Source organism: Hymenobacter cellulosilyticus (assembly GCF_022919215.1).
Classification (GTDB): Bacteria; Bacteroidota; Bacteroidia; order Cytophagales; family Hymenobacteraceae; genus Hymenobacter; species Hymenobacter cellulosilyticus.
The window spans coordinates 3519883-3538161 of sequence record NZ_CP095046.1; the positions used below are offsets into that span (position 1 = coordinate 3519883).

The 18279-nt window shown below is 58.1% G+C and carries 12 protein-coding genes, 3 tRNA genes and 1 pseudogene; 8 read left to right on the plus strand and 8 right to left on the minus strand.

The window, feature by feature from the left end; genetic code table 11:
- Positions 1–36: 36 nt before the first annotated feature.
- The 7 genes from MUN79_RS17250 to MUN79_RS17280 all read right to left on the minus strand — a co-directional run bounded on the left by MUN79_RS17250 (position 37) and on the right by MUN79_RS17280 (position 9187).
- The gene (locus MUN79_RS17250; protein ID WP_244673893.1) at positions 37–2496 is read right to left on the minus strand and encodes a TonB-dependent receptor; all 2460 of its coding nucleotides are present in this window, start codon (positions 2494–2496) and stop codon (positions 37–39) included.
- 491 nt (positions 2497–2987) lie between these two features.
- Positions 2988–3365, minus strand: a complete 378-nt coding sequence (locus MUN79_RS17255) for a hypothetical protein (RefSeq protein WP_244673894.1) — start codon at positions 3363–3365, stop codon at positions 2988–2990.
- Positions 3366–3519: 154 nt separating this feature from the next.
- Positions 3520–3918: a beta-sandwich domain-containing protein gene (locus MUN79_RS17260; RefSeq protein WP_244673895.1), complete on the minus strand. Its 399-nt coding sequence runs from the start codon at positions 3916–3918 to the stop codon at positions 3520–3522.
- 578 nt (positions 3919–4496) lie between these two features.
- Positions 4497–5924 (minus strand): toxin-antitoxin system YwqK family antitoxin, encoded by a 1428-nt coding sequence (locus tag MUN79_RS17265; protein ID WP_244673896.1) that lies wholly within the window; start codon positions 5922–5924, stop codon positions 4497–4499.
- A gap of 190 nt (positions 5925–6114) precedes the next feature.
- The gene (locus MUN79_RS17270; protein ID WP_311136499.1) at positions 6115–7296 is read right to left on the minus strand and encodes an acetyl-CoA C-acyltransferase; all 1182 of its coding nucleotides are present in this window, start codon (positions 7294–7296) and stop codon (positions 6115–6117) included.
- A 161-nt stretch (positions 7297–7457) separates the two neighbouring features.
- Positions 7458–8429, minus strand: a complete 972-nt coding sequence (locus tag MUN79_RS17275) for a tetratricopeptide repeat protein (protein ID WP_244673897.1) — start codon at positions 8427–8429, stop codon at positions 7458–7460.
- Positions 8426–9187: a VWA domain-containing protein gene (locus tag MUN79_RS17280; protein ID WP_244673898.1), complete on the minus strand. Its 762-nt coding sequence runs from the start codon at positions 9185–9187 to the stop codon at positions 8426–8428. Before MUN79_RS17280 ends, MUN79_RS17275 begins: the two co-directional genes overlap by 4 nt.
- A 407-nt stretch (positions 9188–9594) precedes the next feature.
- Here MUN79_RS17280 and MUN79_RS17285 point away from each other — a divergent pair.
- The 8 genes and pseudogenes from MUN79_RS17285 (at position 9595) to ppk1 (ending at position 17129) form a co-directional block, all read left to right on the plus strand.
- A tRNA-Ser gene (locus tag MUN79_RS17285) sits at positions 9595–9685 on the plus strand.
- A gap of 88 nt (positions 9686–9773) precedes the next feature.
- Positions 9774–9847, plus strand: a tRNA-Pro gene (locus tag MUN79_RS17290).
- Positions 9848–9959: 112 nt separating this feature from the next.
- Positions 9960–10033: transfer RNA gene (locus MUN79_RS17295), tRNA-Arg, on the plus strand.
- Between the two features lie 642 nt (positions 10034–10675).
- Entirely contained in the window at positions 10676–11200 is a 525-nt protein-coding gene (locus MUN79_RS17300; RefSeq protein ID WP_244673899.1) for a beta propeller repeat protein, read from the plus strand.
- A gap of 86 nt (positions 11201–11286) precedes the next feature.
- The gene (locus MUN79_RS17305; protein ID WP_244673900.1) at positions 11287–12180 is read left to right on the plus strand and encodes a T9SS type A sorting domain-containing protein; all 894 of its coding nucleotides are present in this window, start codon (positions 11287–11289) and stop codon (positions 12178–12180) included.
- A gap of 200 nt (positions 12181–12380) precedes the next feature.
- Entirely contained in the window at positions 12381–14357 is a 1977-nt protein-coding gene (gyrB, locus tag MUN79_RS17310) for a DNA topoisomerase (ATP-hydrolyzing) subunit B (RefSeq protein WP_244673901.1), read from the plus strand.
- 85 nt (positions 14358–14442) lie between these two features.
- Positions 14443–14820: a RidA family protein gene (locus tag MUN79_RS17315; RefSeq protein WP_244673902.1), complete on the plus strand. Its 378-nt coding sequence runs from the start codon at positions 14443–14445 to the stop codon at positions 14818–14820.
- 60 nt (positions 14821–14880) lie between these two features.
- Positions 14881–17129, plus strand: a pseudogene (gene ppk1, locus MUN79_RS17320) (polyphosphate kinase 1).
- A gap of 149 nt (positions 17130–17278) precedes the next feature.
- Here ppk1 and MUN79_RS17325 read toward each other — a convergent pair.
- Complete coding sequence (locus tag MUN79_RS17325; RefSeq protein WP_244673903.1) at positions 17279–18265, minus strand: Ppx/GppA phosphatase family protein; 987 nt, start codon at positions 18263–18265, stop codon at positions 17279–17281.
- Between the last annotated feature and the right edge of the window lie 14 nt (positions 18266–18279).

Sequence of the window (18279 nt, forward strand, 5' to 3'; positions counted from 1 at the left end):
CTTCCAAGCCAGGCTCAGAAGGACCGGGCACAAGGCTTAGCCGCCGAAGCCGCCACCGCCGCCCTGGGGCGCCGATTCAATCTTTTTCGGGGGCTTGTTGGAGCCGAAATACCAGCTGAAGCCCAGGTAGCCGACGCGCGTTTCGTACTTGTTGAGGTAAGTAGCGCGGTAGCCATTGTCGCCGAAGGCCTCGATGCGCTGGCGCTGGGTGTTCAGGATGTCGCTAACCCGCAGCGTGAGGGCCGCCCGGTCGTTGAACAGCTTCTGGCGCAGGGCCACTTCCACGTTGCCCTGGGGCAGCAGGCGGCCCTGGGGCGTAATCACGGCGGCGCGGTAGGTGCCCGTTACCTGCACGTCGAGCTTGGGCAGGGGCGTAAAGCTGTTCATTAGGCGGGCCGTGCCGGTCAGGTTGCTGCGGCTGGCTTCGGTGTTGGCCAGGGCCGTTACCGTGTTGCGAAACAGCGAGCCGCTGGCCGTCAGGCGCCACCACTTGGCCAGGGGCTGGTTGAGGTTCATTTCCAGGCCGTAGCTGCGGGTCTGGCCGAAGTTGCGGTTTAGCTCGGCCGTTACCACGCCGGCGGCGCCGTTGAGCCGGGTTGCTTCCTCGTCCACCTGGCGAATGCGCTGAATGGCGTTGTTGGTCTGGCGGTAAAACACCGTGGTGCTCAGGCTGGCCCCACCCATCGACACCTGGTGGCCCAGCTCGAAGGCGTTGATGTACTCGGGCCGCAGGCTAGGGTCGCCGAGGCGGTAGCTGCGCTGGTCCTGGTAGAGCGGGAAAGCCAGCAGCTGCATAAAGTTGGGGCGGTTGAGGCGGCGGGCGTAGCTCACCTGCACGCGCTGGTCGCCGGGCAGGGTGCGCACCACCGTGGCCGAGGGAAACAGGTTCAGGTATTTCAGGTCGAAAGCGCCTTTACCACCCCGCACGTTGCCCTGGGTGTGGGTGTACTCGGCCCGTACGCCGCCCTGGTAGCTCCATTTGCCGCGCTGCAGCTGGTAGGTAGCGTAGCCGGCCTGCAGGTATTCCTGGAAGGTGTAGGCCACCGAGCGGTTGTCGATGCGCGAGTAATTCCAGGGTTGGTCGGTGTTCTGCAGCAGGTAGTCGTAAGTGCCGTCGTTGGTCTGCCACTGGCCCTTGAGGCCCAGGTCTACGCGGCTGGTCGAGTCGAGCGGGTGGGTGTAGTCTACTTGCCCGTACACGGCCTGCAGGCGCACGCCCAGATCCTGCTTCCACTCGGGCTCGGGCACCGAGTTGCTGGTTAGTTGCTGACCTACTACCACGTCGGCCCACAGGTTGGTGTAGCCCAGATTGGCGTTCAGCTCCCGGCCTTTGTGCTGGGCCCAGGTGCGGCGGTAGTCCGACGACATATCCAGGGTTTTCACGTCTTCCACTACGCGCTGGCTGTTATCCTGGGCCACGCCGTTCAGCAGCGCTGACTGCCGGCCCGTATTCAGGCCTTTGTTGATCTGGGGCTCGGCTGTGAAAGTCAGGCTTTGCTCAGGGCTGATGGTGTAGTCCAGGCCCAGGCGGCCGGTGTGGGAGCTGCCGTGGCGCTGGCCCCGGCCTTCCTGGTGCAGCAGAATCGTCTGGTTGTCGAGTACCACGGTCTGGTCCACGTCGTTTTGCTGGCGGTACCGGTCGTCGCGGGCGTTGTAGCTGCCAAACATGTTCACTTTGCCCCGGCGGCGGTTCAGGCTCAACGAGGTGTTGTACTTATCGGCCGTGCCCAGGGTAGCCATGGCCTGCCCGTTCCAGCCGTCTTTGCGCTGCTTTTTCAGGATGATATTGATAACCCCACCCGAGCCGGCCGCGTCGTAGCGGGCCGAGGGGTTGGTTACCACTTCCACCTTCTCAATGGCGCTGGCCGGAATCTGCTCCAAGCGGGTGCCGGTGCCCCCGTTGGCTGCTCCGCTGGGCTTGCCGTCGATAAGCACCGTAATGTTGCTGCTGCCACGCATGCTCACCGTCCCGCTCTGGTCAACCGACACCGAGGGCACATTTTGCAGCACGTTGACGGCCGTGCCGCCCACGCTGCTCAAATCCTTCTCCACGTTAATTACCTTTTTGTCCAGGTTGTCGACCACGGCGGCCCGTTCGCCCTGCACCGTCACGCCCGCCAGTTGGGTGGTAGTGCTTAACAGCTTCAAGGGGCCCAGCTGCACTTTAGGGGCGTCGGTCGTCAGGGTCACGGCCTTACGCAGCGGCTTGTAGCCCAGCACGGTAGCCCGTACCAGGTACTGGCCCAGGCCCACTTTTTCCAGGCTGAAGGCGCCATTTTCGCCGGTTTGACTGCCGCTAACGAAGGTAGAATCCTGGGCCCGCAGCAGTACTACTGAGGCAAAGGCCAGGGGCTGACCGTTGCTGTTGTCGAGCAGGGTGCCGGCCACCGAGCCAGGGGCAGTACCGGTATTTTGGGCCCGCAAACCCAGCGGCAGGAGCGTAACAAGCAACCCCAGGCACCGCAGCGCCCGGCTAAAAGCAGAGGAGAAGTTCATGACAAGAAGAAGTGTGAGTGAAAAATCCGGGCAAGGCGAAGCCAATCCAGGCGGCCGCGGTTCCGCTGGGCTTCCCTGGCGCAGGGAGGTATTGAAGGCTAAAGAATCCTTTCGAAAGCCGGCGATTTCCTGCTTCTTCCACGAGCGGCGCTACAGAAGCGGGCCACGAGGAAGGTGCTGCAAAGCGCTGGAAAGGCGGCGGGGCTGGGGCTGCCCCAACTGGGCAGGCCGAGGGAAAGGGGAGAAGCGAATTACTGATACAAATATAGTAGAAGGTACTATGTAACGCAAGGTACCTTCTCAAAAAAATAATTGTTTTACGATATTGGTTTGACTAACCGATTGTAAAACAATTAAGTAGGAGACGCCGCACACAGCGGCGGAAGGTGAAAAAGCCGCCAGGCTAGCTGGCGATGCCCCGCCGGCCGCGGAGCTGTGGGGAACAAGCCCGCGGCCGGTCAATAAGAGGAGGCGAAAAGTCAGGATTTAAGCTAGCGGGCCGCGTAAATCTGCTGGGCGCGGCGATTCAAGCCTAGCCCGTTGGATATCACGGACGTATTATGGGTGCGCTGCACCTGAACCAGGGCATTGCTCAGCTTACGGGCCGTGCGCCGGCAGGCGGTGGTGCCTTTACTAGGGTCCAGACACAGCTCGTCTAAGCGTTCCTCGTAGATTTTCTCGTGACTGACCGTGTAAAAGCGCACGATGCTGTAATTGCGGTGGGCTGCATCGGTTTCGATGGTCCAGTAGCCCATGCCGGGCTGCTTGGCATCTTCCGTGTAGAGAGTAGATTGGGCAGTGGCAGCCGAAACAGACAAACCAAATACAACGGCCAGCATGCTCAGACGGGAAATCAGGGAAGTTTTCATAGCTCAGGAAGGTGATGTTGGAAAGTGAAGGGCAGCCGCACCCGCGACCAACCAAAAAGGCAAGCGTACTACTGAAATAGAAACCAGGGAAACAGCAAGCTACCAGGTACTTATCGTTGATCAACAACGGGGTAACTTCGCCAACCAGAGATGGTTACTTCCGGGCCACCGATAAGGCCAGAACCTGGGAGTTCATCGGCTGCAGGCTCAGGGTACCCAGGGCTACGTGGGCTTGCTTAGGGCTGAAGGTCACCTTGGGCTGCTGAATTTGATACCCCAGCACCGTCGTGTGCAGGGTATAGCTGCCGAAGGGCACGTTAGCCAGGCGGAAAGTGCCGTCGGCGCGGGTTTGGGCGCTGCAGGTCAGCTGCTTACCCCCGCTTACCAGGACTACATTGGTACCCGGAATGGGTTCGTGGGTGTCGGCATCCCGCAGTACGCCGGTCAGGGTGCCGGACTGTGCAGTGGGAGTGGATGAGCCCTGCACGCCGGAAATCAGCAGGGCAACGAACATAAACACGGCGAGGGCACGGAAAGCAAAGGAGGTTTTCATAGCTAAGGCAGAAAGACAAGGGTGAAGACAAAGGCCAGCCAATGCGCGTCCAAACAGCCGCGGTTCTGTTCCGGACGAGTAGCCGGTGCAACGCAAAAAGCAGGGAGTTCAAGCCCGGACAGTGGCTGCTAATGCAACCTGCTGAGGGTCAGGGCCCCGACAAGGCAGGGCAATTCTGGTGGCGGTAGGTCCGGAAGCGGCTTTCAGGCCGTTTCCCCGCTAGGCAGAGTGGAAGAACATGACAAAGGTAACATATGGTACTATGTGATGCAAGGTAGTTTTAAAATTTATTTTCATTTGCTTGAAAATCCTTGCACTTAGAGGGGAAAAGTCACGACAAATTGGAGTTTGAAGGACGGCTCATGCACTATTGCCTGCATCACGGTAATAAGATGGCGACCAAGCGCAAAGGGCTGCCTAAGGCCGGAACTTTTTTTATATTCACGCTTCTGAATAGTGATTAACAGATTGAATATCTCGTATTTAGAATAAATAAAAAATCCTCGCCGCTTCTCAAAAAGAGAAAGGACGAGGAAGAAATAGGAGGCCGGCGCTGATAAGCCAGCCCAAGTCAAGGACTATTTAGCCGGCTTTACTTCCTGACCATTCCGGAAAGTGACTTTTTTGCTCACGGCTTTGCCATCGGGGCCGTAGTAGGTCCAGAGGCCGGTTTCCTTGTTGTTGCGAAAAGCACCGGTTATTTCCGGAGTGCCGTCTTCCCGCACCTGCCGGAAGGCGCCCGCCTTAAGCCCCTTGACGTAGGTCGTTTCGGACTTAAGCTTGCCCGAGCTGTAAAATTCGCGGCCTATGCCAGCGGGACGGCCGTTTTCGTACGTCAGCTTGCTTTGCACCGCGCCGTTGTCGTAATAGGTCAGCTTTTCGCCGCTGAGCTTGCCATTGACGTAGATTTCCTGGGTTTGCACCTGCTTGCCACCGGGGTAGAAGCTGCGCCAGGTGCCGTTGGGCTGCCCGTTCTTGTACTGCTGCTCCCCCTTGGCCATGCCGTCCTCGTAGTAGAGCGTGATTTTTCGGTCCCGACCCTGGTTGGCGTACTCAATGGTTTGCTCCGGCTTTCCCGACTCATAGAAGTCCTGCTGGGTGCCGGCCAGCACCCCGTTGCGGTAGGTCATCTTGCTTTTTACGGCCCCGCTTTCGTAGTAGGCCTTGGCCGGACCTTCCAGGTTGGCGGTGCCGCCCGTGAGCTGATGAGCTTGCTTGGTCAAATCATCCCCGAGCGGGTTTTTCACGGCCCGCCCCGTTAGGGCCGACGCCACGTAGGTGCCCTCGGTGCGCAGCTTGCCCGAGCGGTAGTAGCTGCGGTAGCTGCCCCGGCCGGTGCGGTCGGCCAGTACTTCGGTTTCCACCTGCCCGTTGTCGTAGTAGGTTTTGTACGGACCCGCCAGCAGCCCGCGGCTGAAGGTGGCTTCGCTTTGCAGCTGCCCGTTGGGGAAATAGGTTTTCACCGGTCCGTTGGCTTGCCCGTTCTGGTAGCTGATTTCGGCCTTGGGCTTGCCCGTCGGGTACAGCTCGCGCACCACCCCGGCCGGCTGCCCGTTGCTGAGCGTGGTTTCGAGCTTGATTTCCCCGCTCGGGTGGTAATAGCGCAGCGTACCGGTGGGCTGGTCATTGTCGTAGGTGCCTTCCTGGGCCACCTTGCCCGACTCGTAATACGTCTTGAACGGGCCCTGGCGGGTGCCCTGGCTGTAGGTTACTTCCAGGCGCCGCTGTCCGCTGGGATGAAACTCGACGTAGGCTGAGTCGCGCTTGCCGCCGGCGTACCGGGTTTGGGCTTCGAGCTTACCGGAGCGGTAAAAACGCTTGTAAGGACCTTCCAGCACGGTATCACCTGCTACCAGGGCCGAGTACACTTCCCGCTTCTGGGTATTGGTCGAGTCGAAATAGGAAACCAGACGGCGCAGCTTCTGGGCCTGGGCAGCGTGGCCGGAAAGCAAAAGGGTGGTGGCCAGCAGCCCCAATCGAGAGAAAAACAACTTGTTCACTATCATCAGTAAGGAGAAAAAAGCGGCCTGACCAACTCCGTCAGCGCCGCCCAACCAGCAAACGCCAGGCCAGGGGACTTTAGTTTGCCAAACCGAAATAGCAAATAAAAAGCCGCTCTTAGCTGAAGAGCGGCTTTTTACAACGTCTACTACCAGTAGCCCAGGGAGTTCTGGCGAACCTGCTGAGTTGATGGTGCTACATTCTTTCGATAACCAGGCTGGAAGCGCCGCCACCGCCGTTGCAGATGCCGGTAACGCCGATTTTGCCGCCCTCGTTCTTGAGCACGTTCAGCAGCGTGGTCACGATGCGCGCGCCCGAAGCCCCCAGTGGGTGGCCCAAGGACACAGCGCCGCCGTACACGTTTACCTTGGTGCCTTCCAGGTTCAGTAGCTTGTTGTTGGCCAACGATACCACCGAGAAAGCCTCGTTGATTTCGTAGTAATCTACTTCACTGGCGTCCAAGCCGGCGTTTTTCAGGGCCTTCGGAATAGCCAGGGAAGGCGAGGTCGTAAACCACTCCGGCGCCTGCTCGGCATCGGCGAAGCCGCGAATTTTGCCAATGGGCGTCACGCCCAGAGCTTCTGCCTTTTCCTTGCTCATGAGCAGGATGGCGGCCGCACCGTCGTTCAGGGTTGAGGCGTTGGCGGCCGTCACGGTGCCATCCTTGGTAAAGGCGGGGCGCAAGCCAGCCACTTTGGTGAAGTCCACTTTCAGGTACTCCTCGTCGTCTTCGATAACCGTGGTTTTGCCACGGCTTTCGATGGTTACGGGCACGATTTCGTCTTTTTTCTTGCCTTCCTTGGCGGCTTTGGCGCTGCGGGTGTACGACTCAATGGCAAACTCGTCCTGCTGCTCACGGGTAAAGCCCATTTCCTTGGCCGTGTGCTCGGCCGCGTTGCCCATGGCGTAGTCGTTGTACGGGTCCCAGAGGCCGTCCTTCATCAGGCCGTCAATCATCTGGCTGTGGCCGTACTTGGCCCCGAAACGGGCCTTGTCGAGGTAGTAAGGCACGTTGGACATGCTTTCCATGCCACCGGCCAGAATTACTTCCGACTGGCCCAGCATGATGGCCTGGGCGGCAAACATGATGGCCTTAGTACCCGAGGCGCACACTTTATTAACGGTGGTGCACTCTACCGTGTCGGGCAAGCCGGCTTTTTTGGCTGCCTGCCGGGCCGGAGCCTGGCCCAGGTTGGCCGAAATAACGTTGCCCATGATGACCTGATCAACTTCCTTGCCGTCGACGCCGGCTTTTTCCAGCGCACCTTTCAGGGCAACAGCGCCCAGGTCGGTAGCCGACAACGAGGCCAGGCTGCCGCCAAAGCTGCCAATGGGCGTACGCACGGCCGAAATGATATATACTTCCTTGATTTGCATAAAGAGAAAGGGTGGGAGTTTGGGTGTATGACGAACAAAAGTACGAATTGCGCTGCTTGCAGCCAGCCTGGTTCTTCCAGGCTCGACTTGCAGCTACCTGAAGCGGCTGGTCGAGTGCAAAACCTCCGGAAGGCCCGGGTGGTTTCCGCCTCCCTGGAGAGTTACCAGGTGGGCTTTTTCGGGTCGGGCTTTCGGGTTGAGCGGCGCGGCATCTGTTGCAGATACTGCTCCTCGGCCGTGCGCAGGGCATCCAGCAGCTGCCGCGCCTGCCCTTGACTAAGATTCATTTGCTGGAGCCGTTCCCGCTGAGTCTGGAGCTGGGTGTCATTGAGGGAGGCCTGCTCGCTGCCGGCCTGCTGACTCCGGGCACCGTTGGGCTCGGCCGCCGTACCCGAATCCAGGCCGCGGGTGCTGCCGGGCTGGCTGCCCTGCGCCACCCGCTGCTGAGGGCCGCTGCCGGGCTGGAAATTCTCTCCCGCCTGCTTGCCGGCACCCGGGCTGGACTGGTTGGGGTTGCGCTGGCCCGCCTGGTCAGGGCGTAGCTGGGCATTGTTGCGCGGGTCCTCGGGCTGGGTTGGGTCGTTGAGCTGGCCTTGCTTGTCCTGCCCGGGGCGCGTCTGCTCCTGCTGGTTCTGCTTCGAAGATTCTTCTGGTTTGCCCTGCTGCTCCGCGGGCGGGGGCATTTTGGGCTCATTATGGCGGCGGGCCAGGTAGTCGCGCAGCAATTCGTAGTTGTAGCGGGCACTTTTATTGGCTGGGTCCGCCAATAACGCTTGGCGCAGCAATCCAACGGCCTGGGCATATTCGCCCTTTTGGGCCGCCAGCACAGCCAGTTGCTGCCGGGCTATGCTGCGCACCGCCGGCGCCGGGCTCGTCAGCAGCCGCCCGTAGTAGGTGCGGGCCGCCACCGGTTGTCCAGCCCGGGCGTAGGCATGTCCCGCATTCAGGAGCACAGCTTCTTCCTGAGCCCCGAGCTTCTCTATAGCGTAGCGGTAGAGTTGGGCTGCCTGAGCAAATTCTTTCCGGCTATAGGCTGCTTCCGCCTGCTGCACGGCTTGGTTTCGGTCCCGGATGCGGGTCAGACTAGCCCAACTGGGCAGCGCCAGCAACACTACTATAAGCAGGATCCTCACGGGCGGATTACTTTAACGGTAAGAAGGATGTCGAGAGCCAGTAGAAACAAGGCCAGGGCCAAGGGGTAACGGTAGCGGTTGTCGGCAACGGCTACCGTGCGTACCTGCTCGGCCTGACCTTCCAGCCGGTTGAGGGCATTTACCAACAACGGAAATTCATTGCGGCGGTCCGTTAGTTCAAAATACTGCCCGTTGGTTTGCTCCGCCAGGCGCCGCAGCGCCACCGGGTTCAGGCGGCTGACGACTTCCCGGCCGCGGGCATCCCGCAGGTAGCCGGCTCCCGTGGGGCGGGGCAGGCGCGCTCCTTCCAGCGTGCCCACGCCCATACTATAGAGTCGGGCACCCGAGCGGGCCAGTACCCGCAGGGTGGGCTCCAGGTTTTCACCGAAATCCTCACCGTCGCTCACCAGCACCAGGGCCGTCACGCGGGCCGGACTGCCGGCTGCCTGGGGCGTAGCACTCATTCGGGCCAGGGCCAGCTCCAATGCCGGCGACAAATCGGTACCCGTGGCCGAAACCAGATTTGTCTGGAGCGTATTTACAAAGAGCTGCAGGGCGCTTTGGTCGTAAGTCAGCGGGCATTGCACTACGGCGTCACCGGCAAAGACAATCAGCCCGAGCCGGTCGGCCTGGAATCGGTTGATAAGAGTGCTGAGCTCAGCCTTCACTTTCTGTAACCGGGTAGGAGCCACGTCGGCCGCATCCATGGAGCGCGACAAGTCCACCAGCAGCCAGACGTCTTTGCCCGCCGTGCGCACCGGCTGCTGGGTTACACCATACGCCGGACCCAGCAGGGCCAGCAGCAGCAGGGGAAATACAGCAGGCGCAAGGCTAGCTTCCAGCCCAGGTGCCAGCCTCTTTGTTCGAGCGGAGCGGCCAGCCGGCGGGTGCGCAGGGCGTACCCCACGTACAAAATAAAAAAAAATATTGCTCCCAGTAGCTCCGCCCAGGAAAGGGGATAGGCCCAATTCATCGTGCTACTTCTAAACTCAACTGGTTAGGATTCATACAGAAACGCTGGCCCGTGGCCGGGGTAGGGCGTAAAGATAGGTTGCTGGCAATTGCCGCAAGACGCCCGAAAATGAAGATTTTTTTCTCAGAAGGGTTTGTTTTTGCGTTCTCCTCGTATATTTGCACACCCTTACAGCAATAAGGGACTTGTCTAGGAGAGATGGGTGAGTGGCTGAAACCAGTAGTTTGCTAAACTGCCGTAGCTCTAAAGGCTACCGGGGGTTCGAATCCCCCTCTCTCCGCCACAGGTTTTTCAGGGCCTTGGAACACCAAAAGCCTGAAAGTTTCCCTTCATCGGGTTGTTCTCCTCACCGAGGGCACCTCCGTTTGTTTCGGGGTGTAGCGTAGCCCGGTATCGCGCCTGCTTTGGGAGCAGGAGGCCGCAGGTTCGAATCCTGCCACCCCGACGTTAACCGTTTCAGTGTTTGAAACATAAAGGCCTTCTGATTCGCTCAGAAGGCCTTTTTTTGTAAGCAGAAAGTCTTCCGTTACCTTTGCCTGACTTTCAAGCTTTTAATTGCCTCGTTAGCTCAGTTGGATAGAGCGGCTGCCTTCTAAGCAGTAGGTCAGGAGTTCGAATCTCTTACGGGGTGCATTGATGGTGAGTCACTTAGCCTTCGGGTTGGGTGGCTCATTTGCTTTTGGTCCATACGGTCGTTCGTGCAACTAGGCCGCTTGTCTCACCAAAGGACTAGGTGCTAAAAAGTTCTTCTTTTCTAGCCGTCACTTCTGGCACGCCTGGCTTGGGAGAGTGGCTCTGCCAAAATATATTTTCTCGATTGCAGAAATAAATATTGATTTTGGAGCGACCAAGCTAAGTGCTTCTGGAAAAAGCCCCGGCGTTGGAAACGTCGGGGCTTTGTGGTTATAGGGGCAGGGCTGGTAAGTGTATGGGGTCGGTGCCGCTGCTCCTCACGCCCACCTTCATGCGCCACTTCCTGGGTTTTACCCTAGAAGGCAACCAGCTAGCAAGCTGAATTCGCGCTTGACAAATCCTCCGTGAGAAATCTAATGTAGCTGATTGGGCTTACCGTTGATTTGGTTAAACCTCATTATTGCTTTAACCTTTCGGGAAGGTAAATGCTGACCGTTTACAAGCTAAAAGCTTAGTTAGAAAGTAAATTGTAGTGGCTGCAGATAATAAAACCCATCCACCTGAATAGCTGAAAGGAGCTTGGCTAGCTGCCTTTAAAACGCTCGAATATTCCGGCAATTTGGTTAAAGCAAGCGGCTGCATGGATTTTTTTCGTTTAAACGTCTATCTTGGGCAGCGAAGATGTTGGAATCTTCGTAGTCGCTGTATCACCTTAGGCAGCATTATTGGTCTTTACCCTTTCATTAACCTTTTCTTTTCCAATGAAAAAAATCTTACTCCCCTGGCTTTCTTTTGCAGTGTAGGCCTCTCGGCCCAGGCCCAGTGGGTACTGCAGAACACGGCGGCGAACCCTGAAACGCCCCCCGTATATTTTTCGGTACTGATGCATACGGTCAGTGACCAGGTTGCCTGGCAGCTGCTCCAGGAAAATGCTGATGAAGCTACTACCAATACCCTCTCTAAGACCGCGAACGGAGGAGCTACCTGGACGTTTCACTCCATAAACGGTACGTCCCCCTTTCAGGCCGGCGGCCTTCATGCCATTGATGGCAATACGGCGTTTGTAACCCAGTTCAACACGGTTGCCGCTGGTGGCGGTGAGATTCTAAAAACCACGGACGGGGCAACACCTGGACCAAAGTCTCAAGTTCGACGCAGTTTGTAGGCCCCGCTGGGTTTGCCAACTGGGTATACTTCTTCGATGCCAATAATGGTGTAGCTCTTGGTGACCCTACCAACGGTTCTTTCGAGGTGCTGACTACCAGCAATGGTGGCACTACCTGGACGCGCGTTCCAGCTTCCAACTTGCCTGCTCCCCTCGATGCCGGTGAATATGGTCTGGTAGGTTCCTACACCGCTATTGGCAACACTATCTGGGCCGGTACCCAGCATTTGACTTCTACCAACCAGAATGCGCCAGCGCGTATTCTGAAGTCGACTGACCGTGGCCTGACCTGGACTGCTTCGCCAGTTACGACCCTTTTGGGTGGTATTAGCCACATTGCCATGACCGATGCCAATAACGGTATTGCTCATACTGGCAACAACGTTATTTATACAACCGATGGCGGTGCTACCTGGCAGCCCCGTACGTTCACAGGTACCTTCGGCCGTTACGATGTAACCAACGTGCCCGGCACCAACCTGCTGGTGAGTGTTGGCCCAACCGTAGCCGGTACGCCTACTCTTGCTACGCAAGGGTCTTTTTACTCCCGAGACAATGGTGCTACCTGGATTGACATTGACCGCGGCACCTACCGCACCACGGTAGACTTCGCGAGCCGCACAGCAGGTTATGCTGGCGCGCAAACTGATGGAAGCGGCGCTGGTGGTGTATATAAAGCCTCTGCCACCATCCTAGGCGTTGCCAATAAGAACTCGGAGCTGCAAAAGGGCCTGTCGGTATATCCCAACCCCAGCACTTCAGGCGTATTTGAGCTGAAGCTGAGCTCGGGCATCAAGGCCGGCACTACCGTTCGCGTGTTTGATGCCCTGGGCCGTCAGGTGCTGAACCAGCAGCTGAACGCTACCAGCGTTGCCTCGCAGGTTGCTACCGTCGACATGAGCAAGGAAAAGGCTGGCCTCTACACCCTGGAGCTGCGTACCGATAGCGGTGTGGCGCAGCAGAAGCTGGTGATTGAGTAGTCTTTCTTATAAGCCAAAAAAAAGCCCTTCCCAATTATTTGGGGAGGGCTTTTTTAATGTCTTTCCATTCAGAACAATGATCCTGCGGCATCTTCTTACAGTTGGCTTTACACCCGGCTAAATAGCGCGAAAACTGGCAAAAACCGGATAAAATCGGTATCTTTGTATGTTAGTAGAAAGCTGAAATAATAGCGTCTTACATGAGCGAAACGAAAGAGAAAAGAGCCGACGATCAGTACTCCGCGGATAGTATCCAGGTACTCGAAGGCCTTGAGGCCGTGCGCAAGCGCCCCTCCATGTATATCGGCGATACGGGCATCAAAGGACTCCACCATCTGGTGTGGGAAGTGGTCGATAACTCCATCGACGAAGCCCTGGCCGGTCACTGCGACCAGATTGAAGTAACCATCAACGAAAATAACTCGATTACCGTCAAGGACAACGGCCGCGGCATCCCCGTGGACTTCCACCAGAAGGAAGGCCGTTCGGCCCTGGAGGTTGTTTTGACCGTACTGCACGCCGGCGGTAAGTTCGACAAGGACTCCTACAAAGTATCCGGCGGCTTGCACGGCGTGGGCGTGAGCTGCGTGAACGCGCTAAGCCAGGACCTGAAGGTAACCGTGCGCCGCAATGGCCACATCTACCAGCAGGAGTACAAAATCGGTGTGCCACAGTATCCGGTGAAAGAAATCGGCGACACTGAGGAGCACGGTACCCAGGTAGAGTTTCTGCCCGACAACACGATTTTCACTGAGTCGGTCTACAAATACGAAACCGTAGCCAACCGCCTGCGGGAACTGGCTTACCTGAACAAGGGCATCCGCATTACCCTGACCGACCGTCGGGAGAAAAACGATGACGACTCCTTCCTGGGCGAAGTTTTCTTCTCCGAAGGGGGCCTGAGCGAGTTCGTGCAATATCTCGACAGCGGCCGGCAGGTGCTGATGCCCAACCCGATTCACGTTATCAGTGAGAAGGGTGGTACGCCGGTGGAAGTGGCCTTGCAGTACAACGATTCGTACCAGGAGCACATCTTCAGCTACGTCAACAACATCAACACTATCGAGGGTGGCACGCACGTAGCCGGTTTCCGCTCGGCCTTGACCCGTACCCTGAAGGCCTACGCCGACAAGTCGGGCATGCTGGAAAAAGCCAAGGTGGAGATTCAGGGCGACGACTTCCGCGAAGGCCTCACCGCCGTTATTTCGGTGAAGGTGCAGGAGCCCCAATTTGAAGGCCAGACCAAAACCAAGCTGGGCAACTCCGACGTGAGCGGCGCAGTAAATACGGTTGTAGGTGAAATTCTGAACCAGTACCTGGAGGAAAACCCCAAGGAAGCCCGCATCATCATTGAAAAGGTGATTCTGGCGGCCCGGGCCCGGATTGCGGCCCGCAAAGCCCGCGAGATGGTGCAGCGCAAAACCGTGCTGGGCTCCAACTCCCTGCCCGGCAAGTTGGCTGACTGCTCCGAATCGGACCCCGAAATCTGTGAGCTGTACCTGGTGGAAGGTGATTCGGCCGGTGGTACTGCCAAGCAGGGCCGCAACCGCGCTTTCCAGGCCATTCTGCCGCTGCGGGGTAAAATCCTGAACGTGGAGAAAGCCCAGGAGCACCGCATCTACGAGAACGAGGAAATCCGGAACATGATTACGGCCCTTGGCGTGAGCTTCGAGAAGAAGACCGACGAGGACGATGGCAGCAGCACCCGGTCGTTGAACCTGGACAAGCTCCGCTACCACAAGGTCATCATCATGACCGACGCCGACATCGACGGCTCCCACATCCGGACCCTAATTCTGACCTTCTTCTTCCGCTACATGCGCGAGCTGGTCGACAAAGGCTACATCTACATTGCCCTGCCGCCGCTGTATCTGGTGAAGCGCGGCAAGGAAGAGCGCTACTGCTGGACCGAGCAGGAGCGGATGGATGCCCAGGAGGAAATGGGCCGGGGCAAGCCCGAAACGGTGAACGTGCAGCGCTACAAAGGCTTGGGCGAAATGAACGCCGAGCAGCTCTGGACGACCACCATGCAGCCCGACACCCGCTCCCTGAAGCGCGTGGACGTGGAATCGGCCGCCGAAGCCGACCACCTGTTCGCCATGCTGATGGGCGACGAAGTAGCGCCCCGCCGCGACTTTATCGAGAAAAACGCCAAATACGCCAAACTGGACGTGTAGGCAGCCAACAGTAGAAAAGCCCGCTTTATGCGGGCTTTTTTATTGCGCATACCTAACAAAATACCAAGGTGTAAATTAACACAGCATGCGGCAGAACATTGCTTCCGGAGCACCCTGGGAAAGTATTGTGGGTTATTCCAGAGCCGTGCGCGTGGGAAACGTGGTAGAAGTGGCTGGCACCACGGCCCAGGATGGCGACTCGGTAACGGGCACCACCGCCTACGAGCAAACCCGGCGGGTCCTGGAGAAAATAGCCGAAACCCTAACGACGGCTGGAGCTTCCCTAAACGATGTCGTCCGGACCCGCATCTTTACCACCGATATCAGCCAGTGGGAGGAAATTGGAAAAGCCCACGGGGAGTTTTTCGCCACTATCCGGCCCGCGGCGACGATGGTGGAGGTGAAAGCCCTGATTGATGCCCGCCTGCTGGTCGAAATCGAGGCCACGGCCATTATTTCCTAACCCCAAAATACGCCTTTGCGCAACTCAACTGCGTATCTTAGCCCGAATTACCGCCTAGCCATGAAATTATTCAAATCCGCCGACCTCATTCGCAAAAGCAAGTACATCAGCCGGGACCTAAGCTGGCTGCGGTTCAACTATCGGGTGCTGGATATGGCTAAGGATACCAACCGGACCCTGTTTGACCGCCTTCGGTTTCTGGCCATTACCTCGTCTAACCTCGACGAGTTTTTCATGATTCGGGTGGGCTCATTGTACAACTACCTCGACTACGGCAAGGAGCGCGTTGACTATTCCGGGCTGCGGGAGCTGCCGTTTCGGCGCAAGCTGCTCGATTTTGCCCACCGGTTTACCAACGACCAGTCGCTGACGTACCAGAATGAGCTGAAGCCCCAGTTTGAGAAGGCGGGCTTCAATATTCTGCGCATGAGTGAGCTGACGGAGCTCGAACTGAAGAAGGCCGATGGCTACTTCAAGAACACCATCTTCCCGCTGCTCACCCCGATGGTGTACGACTCCTACCACGGGTTCCCGCTGATGATGAACCAGATGCTCATCTTCGGCGTGGTGACGCGCACCGGCCCCGACAGCGTGATGGACAACGGCCACGAGCGGCTCACCTTCGTGCAGATTCCGCAGAACCTGTCGCGCTTCTTTGAGCTTACGCGCAAGGATAAAGTCATCTTCGTCCCGATTGAGGAAATCGTGCGGGCCAACTTGCCCAAGCTGTTCCGCAACGTAGAAATCGTGTCGGCCGACTTGTTCCGGATTACGCGAAACGGCGACTTTACGCTGGAAGAGTCGGATGATATTGATGTAGACTTCATCAAGGAAATTCAGGTGGGCCTTAAAACCCGCAAGAAGGGCCGGGTGGTTCGTTTGGAAGTTGAAAGCGACGCTTCCCGGTGATGATGGCCGTGCTCAAGGAGCGCTGGAAGATTGACAACGGCAACGTGTTCGTCATCAACTCCCTGATAGACATGAAGGGTCTGTTGCAGATTCTGAAGCACCCTAACTTCCGCGGTAAGTCGACGCGGCAGCCTGCCCCCGTAACGCCCCTGAGCTTGCCCGACGGCGCCGAGGAAAACCTGTTTGAGTTCCTCAAGCACCACGACGTACTGCTGCATCACCCCTATAACAGCATTGAGCCGGTGGTGCGCCTGCTCGAGCAGGCCGCTGAGGACCCGCACGTGCTGGGCATCAAGCAGACCATCTACCGCCTGGCTGACGACTCCCGCGTGACGGCGGCCCTGCTCAAGGCGGCTGAAAACGGCAAACACGTGTCGGTGCTGTTTGAGGTGAAGGCCCGCTTTGATGAGGAGCGCAACATCCGGGAAGGCTCCCGCCTGGAAAAAGCCGGCTGCTTCGTGATTTACGGGGTGAGCAAGTACAAGACGCACACCAAGATGCTCATGATCATCCGCAAGGAAGGGGAGAAGGTGACGCGCTACGTGCACATCGGCTCGGGCAACTACAACGAGCAGACCAGCAAGATTTACACCGACGTGAGCCTGCTCACTACCAACGACGTGTACGGCCACGACGTATCGGAATTCTTCAACGTAATTACCGGGCACTCCCAGCCCGACGACTACGAATATCTGATTACGGCGCCCAAAGACATGCGCCAGCAGATTATTCACCTGATTCGGGAGGAAGTCCGCAATGCCAAGAAAGGCCTGCCCAGCGGCATCGTAATGAAGATGAACTCTCTGGAAGACAAGGAACTCATCGACGAGTTTTACAAAGCTTCCAAAGCGGGTGTGCCGATTCGCTTCGTAGTGCGCGGTATCTGCTGCCTGCGGCCGGGCCGCCCTGGGCTCAGCGAAAATATCGAGGTGCGCAGCATTGTGGGCGACCTGCTGGAGCACTCCCGCCTGTTTTACTTCCACCAGGCCGGTAATCCGAAGGTGTACGCCGGCTCGGCCGACATTATGGTGCGCTCCTTCGACCGGCGCATTGAGGCACTGTTCCTGATTATGAACCCCCAGCTCAAGCGTGAGGCCATCAGCATTCTGATGCTCAATCTGCTGGATAATCAGAATTCCTACCTCATGCGCGAAGACGGGGCCTACGTACGCAACCGGCCGGCTGAAAATGAGCTAATTGTTAACGTGCACCGCGACTTCTACCGCCGCGACGAGGAGCGCCTGGCCGCCGCTACCCCGAGGGCCTGCTGCACCTGCTCTTTCAGCAAACCCGCCGCAATCAGCAGGAGGCCGACGATGCCGCGGCTCTGGCCGAAGAGGAAGCCAATGAACTGGCGGAAGCCTGCGCCGAAGCCCAGGAAGAGGAGCAAGACGAGCTGACGGAGCAAGCAGCCCAGGAGGTTTCCATTGTGCAGGCTCTGGTAGAAGGAGAGCCCGACGAAAAAGCCGACTTCGCCAATTCGTGAGAACTGGTGCGCTAGTACATGTAGCAAAAAGGCCCGTAGCGCTAGCGCTACGGGCCTTTTTGTTTATTCCATGCCGTTGGTGCGGCTCGGCACGGTAGCCAGGGGCAAGTGGTCGGCGTGTTGGTTGAGCGGGTCGATTTCGTCGAAGTGCTGCTCGAACAGGGTTTGCAGCATGCCGTCCTTGAGGCCGATATCGGGCACAATCATCTGGGTGATGTTGGACCACTCCATAGCCGAGAGGTAGATCTGGCCGGCGGGCACGATGACGTCGGCGCGGTCAGGGTTGAGCATGGCCACGTTTACGCGCTCATCCATCGTCATCTTGCTCAGATTATTCAGAATGGTGGCAATACGACGGCGCGTGACGGGCTTGTCAAGCGAGGGCTGGGCCAGGCTGTAGAGCTTGTTGATGTTGCCGCCGGTGCCGATGGCGCGGGTGACGTGGTATTTGCGGCCGTTTTCCTTGACCCAGTCTTCCATGCGCTGCCAGGTGCCGTTCAGCGCGTCGCTCGATACGCCGCTTTCTTCCTGCTGCATGCGCCGGATGGAGCCGACCTCAAACGACTGCGAAGCCACTTTGCGCCGGTCGTGGTAGATATTAAACTCGGTGCTGCCCCCACCCACGTCGATGTGCAGGTAGTGCTTGTTGTCTTCGAGCAGGTGCTCGATTACGCGGTTGATGTACGCCGCTTCCGCCTGCCCGTCGATTACCTGAATCGGCATGTTGAGCTCTTTCTGCACCCGGGCCACGATTTCGGGCGCGTTGGCGGCCGTGCGCATGGCTGAGGTAGCACACACCAGGTAATGAGCCACGTCGTGCACTTCCATCAGCAGCTTCAGGGCGTGCAGAAACTTGACGAATTTGTCTTCCCGGGCCGGGGAAATGCGGCCGGTGGCAAACACGTCTTCGCCCAGGCGCAGGGGGTAGCGTACGTACTCGACGCGCTTGAGCCGGTACCGGTCGCCGTAGTGCAACACCGCTGAAATCTGACACCGTACAGCATTCGACCCAATATCAATAGCAGCCAGTTTCAGAAGCGGATAATTCATGCGGCGGAGAGAAG